Annotated in this window: 12 protein-coding genes and 1 pseudogene; 6 read left to right on the top strand and 7 right to left on the bottom strand. The window is 66.6% G+C overall.

Annotated features, from left to right (window positions below):
* Window positions 1-231 (top strand): hypothetical protein (locus SM757_RS33170; RefSeq protein WP_322468598.1); only part of this gene is annotated, 231 nt, incomplete at its 5' end.
* Between the two features lie 196 nt (window positions 232-427).
* Here SM757_RS33170 and SM757_RS33165 read toward each other — a convergent pair.
* The 5 genes from SM757_RS33165 to SM757_RS33145 all read right to left on the bottom strand — a co-directional run bounded on the left by SM757_RS33165 (window position 428) and on the right by SM757_RS33145 (window position 10229).
* Window positions 428-1726 carry a TIGR03862 family flavoprotein gene (locus tag SM757_RS33165; RefSeq protein ID WP_322468597.1) on the bottom strand — a complete coding sequence of 433 codons (1299 nt, stop codon included), beginning with the start codon at window positions 1724-1726 and terminating at the stop codon, window positions 428-430.
* Window positions 1727-1821: 95 nt separating this feature from the next.
* The gene (locus SM757_RS33160) at window positions 1822-3471 is read right to left on the bottom strand and encodes an isovaleryl-CoA dehydrogenase (RefSeq protein ID WP_322468596.1); all 1650 of its coding nucleotides are present in this window, start codon (window positions 3469-3471) and stop codon (window positions 1822-1824) included.
* 177 nt (window positions 3472-3648) lie between these two features.
* Window positions 3649-7911: a beta strand repeat-containing protein gene (locus SM757_RS33155; protein ID WP_322468595.1), complete on the bottom strand. Its 4263-nt coding sequence runs from the start codon at window positions 7909-7911 to the stop codon at window positions 3649-3651.
* Window positions 7912-8017: 106 nt separating this feature from the next.
* Window positions 8018-8536: a PaaI family thioesterase gene (locus SM757_RS33150; RefSeq protein WP_322468594.1), complete on the bottom strand. Its 519-nt coding sequence runs from the start codon at window positions 8534-8536 to the stop codon at window positions 8018-8020.
* A gap of 43 nt (window positions 8537-8579) precedes the next feature.
* Window positions 8580-10229 (bottom strand): 3-(methylthio)propionyl-CoA ligase, encoded by a 1650-nt coding sequence (locus tag SM757_RS33145; protein ID WP_322468593.1) that lies wholly within the window; start codon window positions 10227-10229, stop codon window positions 8580-8582.
* 319 nt (window positions 10230-10548) lie between these two features.
* Between SM757_RS33145 and msrB the strand changes: the two genes are divergently transcribed.
* The 4 genes from msrB to SM757_RS33125 all read left to right on the top strand — a co-directional run bounded on the left by msrB (window position 10549) and on the right by SM757_RS33125 (window position 12808).
* Window positions 10549-10992 (top strand): peptide-methionine (R)-S-oxide reductase MsrB, encoded by a 444-nt coding sequence (gene msrB / locus SM757_RS33140; protein WP_066334142.1) that lies wholly within the window; start codon window positions 10549-10551, stop codon window positions 10990-10992.
* Window positions 10989-11645, top strand: a complete 657-nt coding sequence (locus tag SM757_RS33135) for a septation protein A (RefSeq protein ID WP_066334143.1) — start codon at window positions 10989-10991, stop codon at window positions 11643-11645. The genes msrB and SM757_RS33135 overlap by 4 nt, the downstream gene beginning before the upstream one ends.
* Before the next feature lies 1 nt (window position 11646).
* On the top strand, window positions 11647-11916 hold the full coding sequence (locus tag SM757_RS33130) for a BolA family protein (RefSeq protein WP_084267305.1): 270 nt from the start codon (window positions 11647-11649) through the stop codon (window positions 11914-11916).
* A gap of 82 nt (window positions 11917-11998) precedes the next feature.
* The gene (locus SM757_RS33125) at window positions 11999-12808 is read left to right on the top strand and encodes a peptidylprolyl isomerase (protein WP_066334148.1); all 810 of its coding nucleotides are present in this window, start codon (window positions 11999-12001) and stop codon (window positions 12806-12808) included.
* Between the two features lie 66 nt (window positions 12809-12874).
* On the opposite strand, the gene SM757_RS33120 is transcribed toward SM757_RS33125, so the two are convergent.
* On the bottom strand, window positions 12875-13546 hold the full coding sequence (locus tag SM757_RS33120) for an ABC transporter ATP-binding protein (protein ID WP_066334152.1): 672 nt from the start codon (window positions 13544-13546) through the stop codon (window positions 12875-12877).
* A gap of 4 nt (window positions 13547-13550) precedes the next feature.
* On the opposite strand from SM757_RS33120, the gene SM757_RS33115 reads away from it, so the two are divergent.
* A complete protein-coding gene (locus SM757_RS33115; RefSeq protein WP_407655821.1) occupies window positions 13551-14237 on the top strand; it encodes an arylesterase in 687 nt (228 codons plus the stop codon).
* 78 nt (window positions 14238-14315) lie between these two features.
* Here SM757_RS33115 and SM757_RS33110 read toward each other — a convergent pair.
* Window positions 14316-15425 (bottom strand): annotated as a pseudogene (locus SM757_RS33110) (hypothetical protein); the annotation flags it as partial.

Below are 15425 nucleotides of genomic sequence, written 5' to 3'. Positions count from 1 at the left end.
GCGCTGGCGCAGGGCCTGGCGGCCGTGGCGCTGGCCATTCCGGTGGTGCCGGCCGTGCTGACGCCGGAGCGCACCAAGGTCTCGGTGCACTACCTGATGGCCGAGCCCGCGCCCTACGAGGGCCGTACCGCCGCCTCCACCCTGGCCCTGCGCGAGAAGGCGACGACCATCGCGCCCGTGAAGCGCCGCTACTCCACGCAGCAGCCGCGGCACGTGTCGGCGACGCTGTAAGCAGCGAGCGGGAGCCGGCGGCCGACTGGGGGAGGCCGGGCTCCCGCCTTCTTCCCCGGACAGCCGCCCCTTCATCGTTCGCTCCCGTGCCCGTCAGCCCGCCAAGACATGAGGACCATCGTTCAGATTTCTGAACCATGCGGCCTGCAAAAGTCGCGTGCCGCAACCTCGGCGCGAGGCGCGGGCGGCTGGGCCTTCAGCCGGCGCGCAGCGCCTTCAGCACCCCATCCGCCGCCGCCACACCGCTGGCGAAGCAGGCGGTGAGCAGGTAGCCGCCGGTGGGGGCTTCCCAGTCCAGCATTTCGCCTGCGCACCACACGCCGGGCAGTGCGCGCAGGCCGAAAGTGACGTCGTCCAGCGCTTCGAAGCGCACGCCCCCGGCGCTGCTGATGGCTTCCGCGATGGGCCGGGGGCGGACGAGCCTCAGCGGCAGCGCCTTGATGGCCGCGGCCAGCGCCGCGGTGCCGGCCCCCGTGTCGAACGCCGACTTGGGCAGCAGCTCGTGCAGCAGCGCCGCCTTGGCGCCGTCCAGGTGCAGCCTCGTCTTCAAATGCGTGGACAGCGAGCGCGCCCCGCGCGGGCGCGCCAGTTCCGTCGCCACGAAGTCGGCGCTGCGGTCCGGCAGCAGATCCAGCGTGGGCACGGCCTGGCCGTGCTCGTTGATCGCCTCGCGCAGCAGCGAGGAGGCGGCATAAACCAGGCTGCCCTCCACGCCCGCCTCCGTCAGGACGAACTCGCCGCGCTGCTCGAAGCGCTGCCCGCCGTGCTCGAAACGCAGCGCCACCGTCTTGAGCGGCGCACCGGCAAAGCGGCTGCGCAGGAAATCGCTCCAGCCTTCCTGCGTGGCGCCGTCCTCGGTGGCGCGTGCGACGTCGAAGCCGCAGTTGGCCGGCTGCAGCGGCGCGACGTCCACGCCGCGCCCGGTAAGCAGCGGCACCCAGGCGCCGGTGGAGCCCAGCCGCGGCCAGCTCGCGCCGCCCAGGGCCAGCACCACGGCGCGGGCACGCACGGTGGTGCCGCCTTGCGGCGTTTCGAAGCGCAGCGCGGGCGGCGGCGCATCCGGGGCGGCGGCGGCGTCAAAACCCACCCAGCGGTGGCGCATGTGAAACGCGACGCCCAGGCCGCGCAGCCGGTGCAGCCAGGCGCGCAGCAGCGGCGCGGCCTTCATGTCGGTCGGGAAGACACGGCCGGAGCTGCCGACGAAGGTGTCTATGCCCAGCTCCGCGGCCCAGCGGCGCAGCGCGTCGGCGTCGAAGCGGCGCAGCAGCGGCTCGACGTGCGGCTGGCGCTGGCCGTAGCGGCTGCTGAAGCGGTCGAACGGTTCGGAATGCGTGAGGTTCATGCCGCCCTTGCCGGCAAGCAGGAACTTGCGGCCCACGGAAGGCATGGCGTCGAAGACCTCGACGGGCAGCCCGGCCTGGGCCAGGCGCTCGGCCGCCATCAGGCCGGCAGGACCGGCGCCGACGACGGCGACCGGGAAAGCGGGAGTACTCATGAGGCGGCGCAGTGTGCCATGGGGGTTCACGGCGGCGCCGCGGGCGCGGGTGACGCAGCGGCGGGTTGCGGGAGGAATGCCGGTGGGCCGGCCCTTCACGGCATTGCCCGCTCCAGCAGCAGCCCCACGTCGCACCCGGGCGGCAACTGCCCAAACACGTCCGAGGCGGCATCGATGCGTGCCGCGCAGAAGGCGGCGAACACGCCCTCAGGCGCCAGGCGCCGCAGCAGCGCGGCCTGCAGCAGCAGCGCGACGTCTCGCGCCAGGCGGCGGGCCTGGGATTCGTCGCAGCGTTGCAGGCGGTCCGGCAGCGTGGCCGCCAGCGCCTCAGCGCCGCTGTGCGCGCCGCGCAGCGCGTACAGCTCGCGCGCCAGCGCCTCGGCCACGCCGACCGAGCGCAGCGCGCGCAGCAGGTCCAGCGCCATGACGTTGCCCGCGCCCTCCCAGATGGAGTTCAGCGGCATCTCGCGGTACAGGCGCGCCATGGGGCCGTGGTCGTCGTCCTCCACATAGCCGTTGCCCCCCAGGCACTCCATGGCCTCCTGGCCGAAGTGGCTGCCGCGCTTGCACACCCAGAACTTGGCGATCGGCGTGAGCAGCCGGCGCAGCTGCGCCTCGTGCTCGCCACCGCGGCCGTGGCTGCCGGCGTCCACGGCGGCGGCCAGGCGCATCACGAGGGCGGTGGCGCCCTCCACCTCCAGCGCCAAGTCGGCCAGCACGTTGCGCATGAGGGGCTGGTCGATCAAGCGCTTGCCGAAGGCGCTGCGCTGCGCGCAGTGGTGCAGCGCCAGGGCCAGGGCATGGCGCATCAGCCCGGCCGTGCCCAGGGCGCAGTCCAGCCGGGTGAGCGTGCCCATCTCCAGGATTTGGGCGATGCCGCGCCCTTCGTCTCCCACCAGCCAGCCGCAAGCGCCGTCGAACTCCACCTCGGCGCTGGCGTTGGCGTGGTTGCCCAGCTTGTCTTTCAGACGCTGTATCTGCAGGGCGTTGCGGCTGCCGTCCGGCAGCAACCGGGGGACGAAAAAGCAGGTGGGCCCGGCGGTGGTCTGCGCCAGCATCAGGTGCGCGTCGCTCATGGGCGCCGAGAAGAACCATTTGTGGCCGGTGAGGCGGTAGCACCGGCCCCAGGGCGTTTCCTGGTCGAAGGCGGCGCGGCTGGTGTTGGCGCGCAGGTCGGAGCCGCCCTGCTTTTCCGTCATGCCCATGCCCATGGTCAGCCCGGCCTTTTGCGGGCCGGGCAGCGGGCGCGGGTCGTAGGCCGGGGCCGAAAGTCCCGGGCCCCAGTCGGCATAGACAGCGGCGTTGGCGCGCAGCGCGGGCGTGGCGGCGTAGCTCATGGAGGTGGGGCACATCACGCCGGCCTCCACGCCGTTGAAGAGCAGGAAGCCGGCGGCACGCGCCACGTGGGCGCCGGGCGGGCGCGCCCAGGGCGCGGCCTGCAGGCCGTGCGCGGCGGCGCGGGCCATGAGGGCGTGGTAGGCCGCGTGAAACTCCACCTCGTCCACGCGGCGGCCGTTGCGGTCGAAGGGCCGGTGGCGCGGCGGGTGGCGATTGGCCAGGCGGGCCTGCTGCTGGACTTCCGCGCTGCCCAACTCGCAGCCCAAGACGTGCAGCGGGGCGGTGTCCAGCTCCGGCGCCAGGGCGCTCAAGCAGTCACGCAGCGGGCGGTGGCCGGCGAAGAGGTCCACGCCGGCAAGCTCGGTGCTCTGGTTGAAGACCTCGTGGGTGGCTGTCGGGTACGGCATGGCGGCTCCCTGAGCCGGCCGGCCGGGGGGCCGGCCGAGGGGGCCATGCTAGTCAGGGCATCGAAACAGGGCTGTATCTACGCCCACCGGTACCGTGACGCGCATGCACCCGACCCGCAGACCAGATGCCATGCCGGCACCGGCGCATACCGGCTGGGCAGTTCTACACCGGCTGATTCACAGCATGAAGTTGTCCGCGGACAGCGTGTGCGTTCCTATCAACTTGATCCCAATGTCGGCAACGCCGTCGCCATTAACGTCTCCATAAACAAAAGTATTGCCACCGCTGTTGGCATAGCGCAATTGGCCAGCAGTTTTGGTAAATGCATTCAATCCTATAAACAAGAACGCACTGTTATTATCAGTATCAAATGGATTGGCATCGATTGCGTTCAAATCAATCTTGTCGATGGCAAAACTATCAACGGATTTGAAATTCTTCAGGGTATCCATGGTTTGGAGAGAGGAATCCGAGACATCGAGGAAAACGAAGAAGTTGGAGAGAAGATCTATGCCGGCATCCAAAGTATCCGCTCCACCGCCACCGACCAAGTAGTCCCCTTGCGTGGCGCCGCCCGTGATTTGATCGGCATACCGGGAGCCCACCACGGCATTGATATGACTTAACCTGTCGTTGCCCGCTCCACCGGACGCAGTACCCGCGTTCAGATCCACCACCACGGCCGCAGCTGCACTGCTGTAGTCGGCATAGTTGGCGTAGTTGAAATTGAACACACGGACGGCATTGCCGCCGTCGAGTACATCGTTGCCGGCACCGCCGATCAAAGTATCGGAATCGCCACCACCGGTCAGGGTATCGTTGCCTCCACCACCCTCCAGCCGGAAACTGGAGGAGTAATGACTCACGCCAGTATTGCCTGCCCAGGTCATGACGTCGTTGCCTGATCCGCCGATAATGGTTTCTATACCGCTTAAGGTATCAGTCCCCTCGGTTGCCGTGACGGCAACGCCGGTGTTGAGGTTGATGGTTACGGCACCCGTCAAATGGGCATAGCTGACGGTATCCGAACTGCTGTTGCCGCCGATGGGATCTTCACCGGCAAGAAAATCGTTGCCCGCCCCTCCTATCAGGGTATCTTTACCAAAACCGCCAATAAGCGTGTCATTTCCGGCGCCACCGTCAAGAATGTTATCGAACCGGTCACCACGCACGTTATCCGCGAAAGATGAACCGATGAAATTTTCGAAATTCAACGTCAAATCACCATCAAGGGCGCCGCTGCCTATGTTGTTAATTTCTCCGACAACGCCGCCCACATGATTAGCATAGCTGAGCCAATCTGAGCCTGCCCCGCCGTCCAAAGTATCGGCTTCACGGCCGGAACCCCCATTGATGGTGTCGCTGCCATCGCTGCCATCAAGGGTTTCGCTGATTCCACCGCCTGTGATGCTGCAGGAGACGCCGCCCGAAACTATCACATACTCCACTCCGGAGAAACTGAGGACGGCAGAACCGCTAGCCTGCGTGAAATGTACCTCGTCGATGCCGCCAGCCGAGCCTTCGACCACCACGTCGCGGACTGAATCAAGATAGTAAATATCGTTGCCCGCACCACCGATCAAGCTGTCGTCGCCAGTACCGCCATTGAGCGTATCGTTGCCCGTATTGCCGGCAAGGGTATCGTTGCCTGCCGCACCGAAAATTGAATCGTTGCCGGCCCCGCCGATGACGGAATCGGCATATTTTCCCAGCAGCAGGGTTTCGACGCCGCTAATCGTATCCGCGTTCACGCCCGTGGTGCCCACTGCCAAGCGACCGTTGATCAGCGACCCGGAAATGGCAGATGTCGCGTCGGAATAATCAGCCACGTCAATGCCTGCACCGCCTTGAAGAACATTTTTCCCCGTGCCGCCGATGAGCGTATCATTTCCAGCGCCGCCATCAAGGGTATCGTTGCCGGCACCGCCTGAAAATCTATTGTTATTTCCAATGGCATCAAAAATATTGTCGTTGAAGGCAGAACCCAGGACGCCTTCCATGCTAGCCACACCGAAATAGTCTGTACCTTGGCTGCCATTGGCACAAATGGCCGTTCCGATACTTTTACCGTCTAGATAATAATACTTGTCAATACTGACGGTCATGCCAGCCGTCGCGATGGAGTAATCCAGCGTGTCGAATCCGTCTCCGCCGTAGATCGTGTCATCGCCGCCGTTGCCACGGAAGGTTTCGTCGGCGGAACTGCCATAGAGGTGGTCAGCGAAGGCACTTCCCCATACGGCTTCGAAGCTGGAGAGGCGGTCCGTCTTGCCGTTGAACTGGGCCGTACCGCTGGTCTGGTCCAGGTAAACGTTGACGGCACTGGCGGCATTGACATAGCTGACCGTGTCGAACCCGAGGCCACCCATCAGCGTATCGTTGCCGCCCACACCTTCGATGATGTTGTTGCCGACATTGCCTTCCACCCGGTTGACATTCGCGTTGCCCGTGGCATTGATATTGACGGAGCCCAGCAGCGTCAAATTCTCCACATATTGCAATGGGGTACTATTGAGAGAGTAAGTGATGCTGGATTCAACCGAGTCCGTACCCTGGCCCGCCAGTTCGCGTATGACGGTGTTGTTGTTTTCCACGCGGTATACGTCATTGCCGATGCCGCCGGCCAAGGTGTTAGTGCCGGCGCCGCTCTCCAGCGTATCGTTGCCGGCGCCACCGTCCAGGCTATCGTTGGAAACCAGCGTACCCGCACTGGTCTGCTGACTGGTAGAGATGGGAGAGGCCGACCCATTGAGAACCAGCCTTATTTCAATATCGTCGCTACTCGTCGCGCTCAGCCCGGTGATGGTAGTGGAGTATCTGAGCCCAAATGGCGTGTTCATCAACTGCGAAGGCAAAATGGTTCCAGCCAGAATTCCATTCTTGCATACATCCATGTGATGTATATCACTCACGTTGACTCGTGACGCCAGCATGGCTGCAGTCATTTCGACCAAAGAGCTTGCATTGGAAGAGGAAGTATCTGATAAGCCATTATCAATAGAATCCAGATCATAATAATTACTTGCCCCTGCAAACCCTATTGTTCTTATCGTGGCGTTGTTTCCCTCAGCATTTCGCAATATGTCCGCGACTTCAGAATATTTAAAATAATCATCCGGCTCACCATCCGAAATAAATATCACATGATTATCTCCACGCGGCGCGGCATTGAAAAAATCAATAGCCTTGCCTAAACCGGATGAATAAACGGTACCGCCTTGAGCCTGGAGCGCGCTCCCCGCCTCCAGGATATCAGACATTCCATTGCCATTTGTGTCGCTGGTGGGTGTACCAGCGGCGGCAATGCTGGCCGTCGAGCTGAACGGAATGAGACCTATGCGTACCTGCTCGCTGAGCCCAGCGGCTTTCAAGCTATTGATGAAGGCATTGAACGATGCGATAAAAATATCGATCCTTTCGTTGGCCAACCCATTACCGTTCAAGTCGCCGACACCAGCGCCATCCACCTGCCAACCCATGCTGGCCGACGTATCAATCACAATAGCCAGATTGATTGGACCGAAACCCCGCGTGGAGTTGGAGATAAAACCCGCAACGGTGATGAAATTATTCTGCGGCGTTTCCGGCAACGTCATGGAAAGCGCTATGGGGAGATCGGATCGGCTTGGCGAAATACCGCTGGCACTGGTGGTGACGGCACTGGTGCCGGCGTCACCGGCCAAATAATCGTTGCCATTGCCCCCTATCAACGTGTCATGGCCATTGCCGCCTCGCAACGTATCGTTGCCGTCCAGTCCGCTCAGGCTGTCGTTGCCACGGCCACCGATCATGATGTTATTCAGGCTGTTGCCGGCGCCGGTGGCATTGGAATTTCCAGTGATCCAAATATTCTCGATTTCCGCACCCAGTACATAGGCAGATAAACTGGTTCGCACAGTGTCAATACCGCCGTTGGCCAGTTCCACGACCCGGTCCTGACTGCTGTCTATAATATAATTGTCGTTGCCGGTACCACCTTGCATTGAATCATTGCCGGCGCCGCCGTCCAGCGTGTCGTTGCCGGCACCGCCAAACAAGGCATCATTCCCGGCCAAACCTTCCAGCCGGTCATTGCCGGCGCCGCCGTAGAGTTTGTCGCCACCCGTGCTGCCGCTGACCGAGTCCGCGCCGTTGCCGGCCACGGCATTGAAATCGCCGTCTGCCATGGCATCCATGAAACTGCCATAGGACATGGAAATTCCGGTCACGGAAAATTCAGTCACCGGCGTGGCGCCTACGGTGGAATACGTCAGGCTCGTGATGGTGCCGGCGGTGGGCAGCGTACCCGCCACCGTGAAACTGCCGCCCAGCACGATACGCGCGCCACCCAGATTCATCGTCAGCGCAGTGGCCGTGGCGGAAATGCTCGCGCCCGTCCAGTCGCCAAAATAAAACTGTCGCGAGATGTCGAACGCCCGCGAATAACTGATCTTTGCCATTTTCTGCCACTCCCTGAATTGATTTCTGCGCTCCTCCGCATCGCGGAAAGGCGCCGACACGCGTTATCGGGAGATGGTAACTTCTTGTTATGAAGGCGCTTTGACTTCAATCGGGGTCCGGTCCACGCAGCTTTTTGATCTCGCGCCCGGCAGGCAACTGGCGCAGGTATTTGAAGGTGGCGGTGGCATGGGCGCAGCGGCGGCCCTGAGCGTCGAAGACGCTGCCTTCGCAAAAGGCCATGGTCGCCGTGCGGTGCAGCACCTGGGCGGCGGCGCGCAGCCGGCCCTGGCCGGCCCGCATGAAGCTGGTCTTCATTTCAATCGTCACCACGCCGGGAACGCCCTGGGCTTCGCGCGGGTCGGTGCCCGGCGCCACGCCGTGGCTGCGCGCGGCATGGGCCATGGCCACGTCCAGCATGGTCATGACCACGCCGCCATGGGCCACGGCGAAGGAGTTCAGGTGCGCGTGCGCCAGGTCGAGCTGGATTTCGGCCTGGCCGGCGCCGAAGGCGTGCAGCTCCAGGCCCAGCTCCTCCACGAAGGGGATGTGGATGGGGAACGGGAGCGGCGCGGCCGGCGGCGGCGCGAAAGGGTCGGTGTGGGTGTCGGTTTGGGGGTCGTCCATGGGCCGGCATTGGACATCAGCCCGCCGCCGGCCCGCGCAGGCATCAGGCCTTGCGGATCAGCCAGTCCTTGTACTTGCCGCGCAGCGTGAGCTTGCTGAGCTTGCCGGTGGCGGTGTGGGGCAGCTCGTCCACGAACACCACGTCGTCCGGCGTCTGCCAGTGGGCGACGCGGCCCTTGTAGAAGCTCAGCAGCTCCTCGCGGCTGACGCCGGCGCCGGCCTTGAGCACCACCAGCAGCAGCGGGCGCTCGTCCCACACGGGGTGGGTGGCGGCAATGACGGCCGCCTCCTTCACCGCCGGGTGGGCCATGGCGATGCCCTCCAGCTCTATGGAACTGATCCACTCGCCGCCGCTCTTGACCACGTCCTTGCTGCGGTCGGTGATCTGCATGAAGCCGTCGGCGTCCATGGTGGCGACGTCGCCCGTGGGAAACCACGCGCCCTCGCCCATCACGTCGATCAGCGGCGAGGCCTCCTCGTTCCAGTAGTGCTCGATCACCCAGGGTCCGCGCGCCACCAGGTGGCCGGCGTGCTCGCCGTCCCAGGGCAGCACCTCGTGGGCGTCGTTGACCACCTCGATGTCCACGCCGTAGATGGGCTTGCCCTGCTTTTCCAGCAGGCGGTGGCGCTCGGCCGGCGAGAGCGCGGCGTGCTTGGGCTGCAGCCGGGCCAGCGTGCCCAGCGGCGACATCTCCGTCATGCCCCAGGCGTGTATGACGTGCACGCCGTACTCCTCCAGCATGCGCATGAGCGCCGGCGCGCAGGCCGAGCCGCCGATGACGGTGCGGCGGAAGGTGGAGAACTCCAGCCTCTGGCCGCGCACGTGCTCCATCAGGCCCAGCCACAGCGTGGGCACGCCGGCGCTGAAGGTGACCTTCTCGCTTTCGAACAGCTCGTAGAGCGAGGCGCCGTCCAGCCCGCAGCCGGGCAACACGAGCTTGCAGCCCACCAGCGCCGCCAGGTAGGGCAGCCCCCAGGCGTTGACATGGAACATCGGCACCGCCGGCAGCGCCACGTCGCTCGCGCTGCAGGCCATGGCGTCGGGCAACGCCGCCGCGTAGGCGTGCAGCACGGTGGAGCGGTGGCTGTACAGCGCGCCCTTGGGGTTGCCGGTGGTACCGGAGCTGTAGCAAAGGCTGGAGGCGCACTGCTCGTCGAACACGGGCCACTCGTAGCGGCCGTCCTCGGCGGCGAGCAGCTCCTCGTAGCACAGCAGGCCCGGCACGCCGGACTGCGCGGGCATGTGGGCGCGGTCGCTCATCAATATGAAGTGGCGCACGCCGGGCAGTTGCGGCGCGAGCTGCTCGACCAGGGGCAGCAGGTTGAGGTCGAAGCACAGCACGGTGTCGCCCGCGTCGTTGGCGATCCAGGCGATCTGCTGCGGGAACAGGCGCGGGTTGATGGTGTGGCACACCAGCTGCGAGCCGGAGGTGGCGTAGTAGATCTCCAGGTGCCGGTCGGTGTTCCAGGCCAGCGTCGCGACGCGGTCGCCAGCCGCGCAGCCCAGGCGCTGCAGCGCCTGCGCCAAGCGGCGCGAGCGGCGCGCGACCTCGGCCCAGGAGCTGCGGTGCATGTAGCCCTCAACGCGGCGGCTGACGATCTCGGTATCGCCCGCGTGGCGCGCGGCGTGCGTGAGCAGCGACGAGATCAGCAGCGGCATTTGCATCATGCGGCCGTACAGGGGGGTGGCCATGGCTTGTCTCCTCTTTGTGGCGCTTGGCGGCGCTGGGTGGAACCGGCTGTGAGCGCGGGTTTTGGAGCATCTTCCCGGCCCGTATCCCACCGCGTCAGGCGGTTAACCCCTGATGCCGGGTCTTGCGATGCCCCCTCACTACACTGGGGAGAAACGCCTTGATCTGGCGCAAAAATGCGCCCCGCCCTGGGGCCGTGCGGCCGCCTGGGAGACCTCCCCGCCGCGACCGCGCGCCGGGGGTGCGGGCAAATGAAAGTATCCTGCGCGCCGAGGCGGCTGCCTTCCGCTCCGGGGGCAGTTACCGAGGAGACATTTCCGTATGAAGCACAACCCGCACCCGCACGACGATCCGCGCTACCCCGTGCAGCACAGCGACGCCGAATGGCGCGACAAGCTGGACCCGATGCAATACCAGGTGGCCCGCCACGCCGCCACCGAGCGCGCCTTCACCGGCAAGTACTGGGACCACTTCGAGGACGGCATCTACCGCTGCGTGGGCTGCGGCGCGCCGCTGTTTGACGCCCGCACCAAGTTCGACGCCGGCTGCGGCTGGCCCAGCTACTTCGAGCCGCTGGAAGGCGAGATCGTCGAGCGCGTGGAGGACCGCAGCCACGGCATGGTGCGCGTGGAGGTGCGCTGCCGGCGCTGCGGCACGCACCTGGGCCACGTCTTCCCCGACGGCCCGGCGCCCACGGGCGAGCGCTTTTGCATCAACTCCGCGGCCATCGATTTCGAGCCGCGCAAGGACGGTGTCCAAGAATGAAGCTGCTGCTGGACTTCCTGCCCATCCTGCTGTTCTTCGGCACCTTCAAATACGCCGGCTCGCACTCGCAGCAGGCGGCGGACTTCGCCACCGAGCACTTCGGCTTCCTGGTCTCCGGCGGCGTGGTCGGCCCCACGGAGGCGCCGGTGCTGCTGGCCACGGTGGTGGTGATCCTGGCCACGCTGGCGCAGGTAGCGTGGATCGTGGCGCGCGGGCGCAAGGTGGACATGATGCTGTGGGTGAGCCTGGCGCTGGTGGTGGTGCTGGGCGGCGCCACCATCTGGTTCCACAGCGAGACCTTCATCAAGTGGAAGCCCAGCGTGCTGTACTGGGTGATGGGCATGAGCCTGTGGCTGTCGCAACTGCTGTTCCGCAAGAACCTGTTGCGGCTGTTGCTTGGCGAACAACTGCAGTTGCCAGATGCCGTGTGGCAGCGGCTGAACGGCGCGTGGGTGGGCTTCTTCGGAGTGATGGGGCTGCTCAACCTGTGGGTGGCCTACAGTTTCTCGACCGACGCCTGGGTCAACTTCAAGCTCTTCGGCGGCATTGGGCTGATGCTGCTGTTCACGCTGGCCCAGGGCCTTTACCTCAGCCGCTACCTGCCGGACGAGTCCACGCCCAAGGACAAGAATCCGCGCCCCGGAGCCCAGTGACATGCCCGTGACCGCCCAGGACATCCAAGCCGCGCTGCAGCAATCGCTGTCCCCGCAACGGTTGGACGTGATAGACGACAGCCACCTGCACGCCGGCCATGCCGGCGCGGGCGAAGGCAGCCATTACACGGTGCGCATCACCAGCGAACGCTTCACCGGGCTGCGCCCCGTGGCGCGACATCGCCTTGTGTATGATGCCCTCGCCTCGCTCATCCCCGCGGGCATCCATGCGCTGGCCATACAGGCGCGCAGCCCCGGCGAAGCGGACTGACTCCGACAGACCGACACCAGAAAACTCTCCCTTGCGGCAGGCCTGAGACAAGGTCGCCCGCCTCCTGAAAGGTATTCCCCCCATGAAGCTCAAGTCTTCCGCGCTGCGCGCGGCGCTGCTGTCGGCGTCGCTGGTCCTGCTCAGCCCGCTGGCCGCGCAGGCTCAGAACGTGGCCATCGTCAACGGCAAGGCAGTGCCCAAGGCCCGTGTGGAAACGCTGATGCAGCAGGCCCAGCGCAGCGGCCAGCAGGTGACGCCGGACCTGGAGCAGAAGGTCAAGGAAGAGGTTGTCCTGCGCGAAATCTTCATGCAGGAAGCCGAAAAGCGCGGCATCAACGCCACGCCGGCGTACAAGAACCAGATGGAGCTGGCCCGCCAGACGGTGCTGATCCGCGAGCTGTTCGCCGACTTCCAGAAGAAGAACCCCGTCACCGACGCCGAAGCCAAGGCCGAGTACGACAAGTTCAAGGCCCAGTCCAGCGGCACCGAGTACCACGCTCGCCACATCCTGGTCGAGAAGGAAGAGGACGCCAAGGCGGCTATCGCCCAGCTCAAGGCCGGCGCCAAGTTCGAGGACCTGGCCAAGAAGCTGTCCAAGGACCCGGGCTCGGCCGAGAACGGCGGCGACCTGGACTTCGCCAAGCCTGATGCGTACGTGCCCGAGTTCGGCCAGGCCATGGCCGCGCTGAAGAAGGGCGAGATCACCGAAACGCCGGTGAAGACGCAGTTCGGCTATCACGTCATCAAGCTGGAAGACACCCGCGAAGCCGCCTTCCCCGCCTTCGACGAAGTCAAGCCGCAGATCCAGCAGCGCATCGCCCAGATGAAGCTGCAAAGCTACCAGGAAGAGCTGCGCAACAAGGCCAAGACGGACTTCAAGTTCTCGCAGTAAAGCTGCGCGGGCAACGAAGTGAGAAAAGCGCCCTGCGGGGCGCTTTTTTGTTGGGTGGCGCGGGCGTCAGCTCACGAGGCGCCCCGCCTGGATCTCCAACTGCCGCTGGCAGCGCGAGGCCACTTGCGCGTCGTGCGTGACCAGCAGCAACGTGGTGCCCACTTCCTGGTTGAGATCGAACATGAGCTTCATCACCGTCTCGCCGGTGGCGTGGTCCAGGCTGCCGGTGGGCTCGTCGGCCAGCAGCACGGCCGGGCGCAGGACGAAGGCCCGCGCCAGCGCCACGCGCTGCTGCTCGCCGCCGGAGAGCACGCGCGGGTAGTGGCCCAGGCGCTGGGCCAGGCCCACGCGCCCCAGCATGGCCTTGGCCTGCTCGCGCGCGTCGTCGCGGCCCAGCAGCTCCAGCGGCAGCATCACGTTCTCCAGCGCCGTCAGGTTGGACAGCAGCTGGAAGTTCTGGAAGACGAAGCCCAGTTGGCGCGCGCGCACGGCGGCGCGGGCGTCCTCGTCGAGGACGAACAAGTCCTCGCCCGCGAGCTTGACCGTGCCCTGCGTGGGCGTATCCAGGCCCGCGATGATGGACAGCAGCGTGCTCTTGCCCGACCCCGAGGCGCCGACGATGGCGGCCGACTCCCGTGGGGCGAGGCGGAAATCGATGTCATGGAGAATCGTCAGCTCGCCCGTGGCGTCGCTCACGCGCTTGCTCAGGTGCTGAACTTCGATGATCGGTGGGTTCATGAAGATGGATGTGGAAGACAAGCGCACAGGCGGCCGGCGCCGCTGGTTGAAGCACTGTAGCGCCTGGGCCCTGGCGCCCTGGCTCATCGCGCCGCCCTTGCCCGCGGCCGCGGCGCAGGCGGTTGCGAAGGCACCGTCCGTGATCCTGGTCGTGGGCGACAGCCTTTCGGCCGAGTATGGGCTCAAGCGCGGCAGTGGCTGGGTGGCCTTGCTGCAGGAGCGGCTGGAGCGGGAGAAAGTTCCCGCGCGGGTGGTGAACGCCAGCGTGAGCGGCGACACCACCGCGGGCGGACGCACGCGGCTGCCGGCGCTGCTCAAGCAGCATGCGCCCACGCACGTGATCCTGGAGCTGGGCGGCAACGACGCGCTGCGCGGGCAGCCGCTGTCGGCCACGCAGGCCAACCTGGCGGCCATGGCGCGAGCGGCGCGCGAGGCGGGTGCCCGCGTGGTGATCGCTGGCATGCAGTTGCCGCCCAACTACGGGCGGCGCTACGGCGAGGAGTTTTCGCGCATGTACGCCGACGTGGCCAAGGAGAGCGACGCGGCGCTGGTGCCCTTTTTCCTGCACAACGTCGCCGACGCGGCCGACCCCACGGCCCTCTTCCAGGCCGACCGCATACACCCGCGCGAGGATGCGCAGCCGCTGATGCTGGACAACGTGTGGCCGGTGCTGAGGCCGTTGCTGAAGTAACGGGGAATGACGGCGGCGGCGTTGGCACAGCGCTGTCCGTCGCGGGAACGACGACGGGGTGAGCCGGCACGCCCACCTTCACCTGTCCCTGGGCCCTCCAGCTTCCGGCCCGCCGCGCCGCTCGCCGCGTTCGCTGTGGTTGCCCGGCCCGCCGATTGGGCGGCCACTGCCGCCTTGCCCCATTGGCGCCGGAGCGCCCTGCATGGCGGGCGGCGCCACCTGCACGGGCGCAGCACGCGGCTGCACGGCCTGCGGCATGGGGGCTTCCTGGCGGGCTTGGGGCATCTGGTGCGCTTGCGGCGCTTGAGGAGCCTGCGGCATCTGCGGCGCTTGCGGCATCTGCGGACGCTCCGGTGCCGGCGCCGGACGGGGCATCACCGGCTGCGCAGGCGCTTGCGGGCTGGGTGGCTGCATGGGCGCCGCAGGTTGCGGGGCGCGTGGTGCCTCGACCGGGCTGCGGGCGCCAAAGCCGTGCCGGTTGTCATCGAAGCCGGATTGGCCGCGCGGCGGCCCTTCCGGCGGCACGCGGTTGCCGGGGATGGTGGGCATGGCCGGGCGCGGGTTGTCGAAGCGCGGCACGTCGCCCTGGCCGCGCTGCTGGGGCGGGATCTGGTCGCGGCCCACGCGTGGAGGCGCGCCGGGCGCGGAGTCGCCACCGCCCTGGTAGCCGTCGGAGCGGCGCAGCGGCGGGGTGCGGTCGCCGTCGTCGTCGCGGCCACCCGGGCCGGCGCCCTGGCCGGGCCCACGCGGCGGCGGCGGGATGACGCCGGGGTGCTGCCCGCCCAATCCGCCCTGCAGGCCAGGCGAACGTCCATCCTGGCCCGGGAAATTCACCTGCCCCGGCGGCTGCGCGGCGCCAGGCGGCACGGGCGGCTGCGGCGCGCCCGGACGGGTGGACACCGTGCCCGGCGCCTGCGGCGGCGCGGCGCCCGGCTGCGTGGTCACGGTGACGGGCGGCGGCACGGGGCGCTGGCCGTCCGGCCGTCCGGCCGCTTGGCCCGGCTGGCCCGGCTGGCCCGGCTGGCCCAACTGGCCTTGCCCCGGCTGCCCCGGTTGGCCCTGGCCGGGCTGTCTTGGCCGGTCCGGGCGGCCGGGCTGGTCCGGCTCCTGCGGCCCGTGGGCGCCCGGCTGGCCCAACAAACCTTGGGGCGGACGGCTCTGCCCCGCCCCGTTGCCCTGCTGCGGGCC

Source organism: Azohydromonas lata, assembly GCF_034427735.1.
GTDB classification, from domain to species: domain Bacteria; phylum Pseudomonadota; class Gammaproteobacteria; order Burkholderiales; family Burkholderiaceae_C; genus Azohydromonas; species Azohydromonas lata.
The sequence above is the reverse complement of the archived record's forward strand: the minus strand, read 5'-3'. Positions and strand labels throughout refer to the sequence as shown.

Coding starts and splice junctions, on each gene's coding strand:
- SM757_RS33130 (WP_084267305.1), top strand. CDS start 11,647: ATGCCCGTGACCGCCCAGGACATCCAAGCCGCGCTGCAGCAATCGCTG.
- SM757_RS33125 (WP_066334148.1), top strand. CDS start 11,999: ATGAAGCTCAAGTCTTCCGCGCTGCGCGCGGCGCTGCTGTCGGCGTCG.
- SM757_RS33120 (WP_066334152.1), bottom strand. CDS start 13,546: ATGAACCCACCGATCATCGAAGTTCAGCACCTGAGCAAGCGCGTGAGC.
- SM757_RS33115 (WP_407655821.1), top strand. CDS start 13,551: ATGGATGTGGAAGACAAGCGCACAGGCGGCCGGCGCCGCTGGTTGAAG.
- SM757_RS33145 (WP_322468593.1), bottom strand. CDS start 10,229: ATGGCCACCCCCCTGTACGGCCGCATGATGCAAATGCCGCTGCTGATC.
- SM757_RS33165 (WP_322468597.1), bottom strand. CDS start 1,726: ATGAGTACTCCCGCTTTCCCGGTCGCCGTCGTCGGCGCCGGTCCTGCC.
- SM757_RS33160 (WP_322468596.1), bottom strand. CDS start 3,471: ATGCCGTACCCGACAGCCACCCACGAGGTCTTCAACCAGAGCACCGAG.
- msrB (WP_066334142.1), top strand. CDS start 10,549: ATGAAGCACAACCCGCACCCGCACGACGATCCGCGCTACCCCGTGCAG.
- SM757_RS33135 (WP_066334143.1), top strand. CDS start 10,989: ATGAAGCTGCTGCTGGACTTCCTGCCCATCCTGCTGTTCTTCGGCACC.
- SM757_RS33155 (WP_322468595.1), bottom strand. CDS start 7,911: ATGGCAAAGATCAGTTATTCGCGGGCGTTCGACATCTCGCGACAGTTT.
- SM757_RS33150 (WP_322468594.1), bottom strand. CDS start 8,536: ATGGACGACCCCCAAACCGACACCCACACCGACCCTTTCGCGCCGCCG.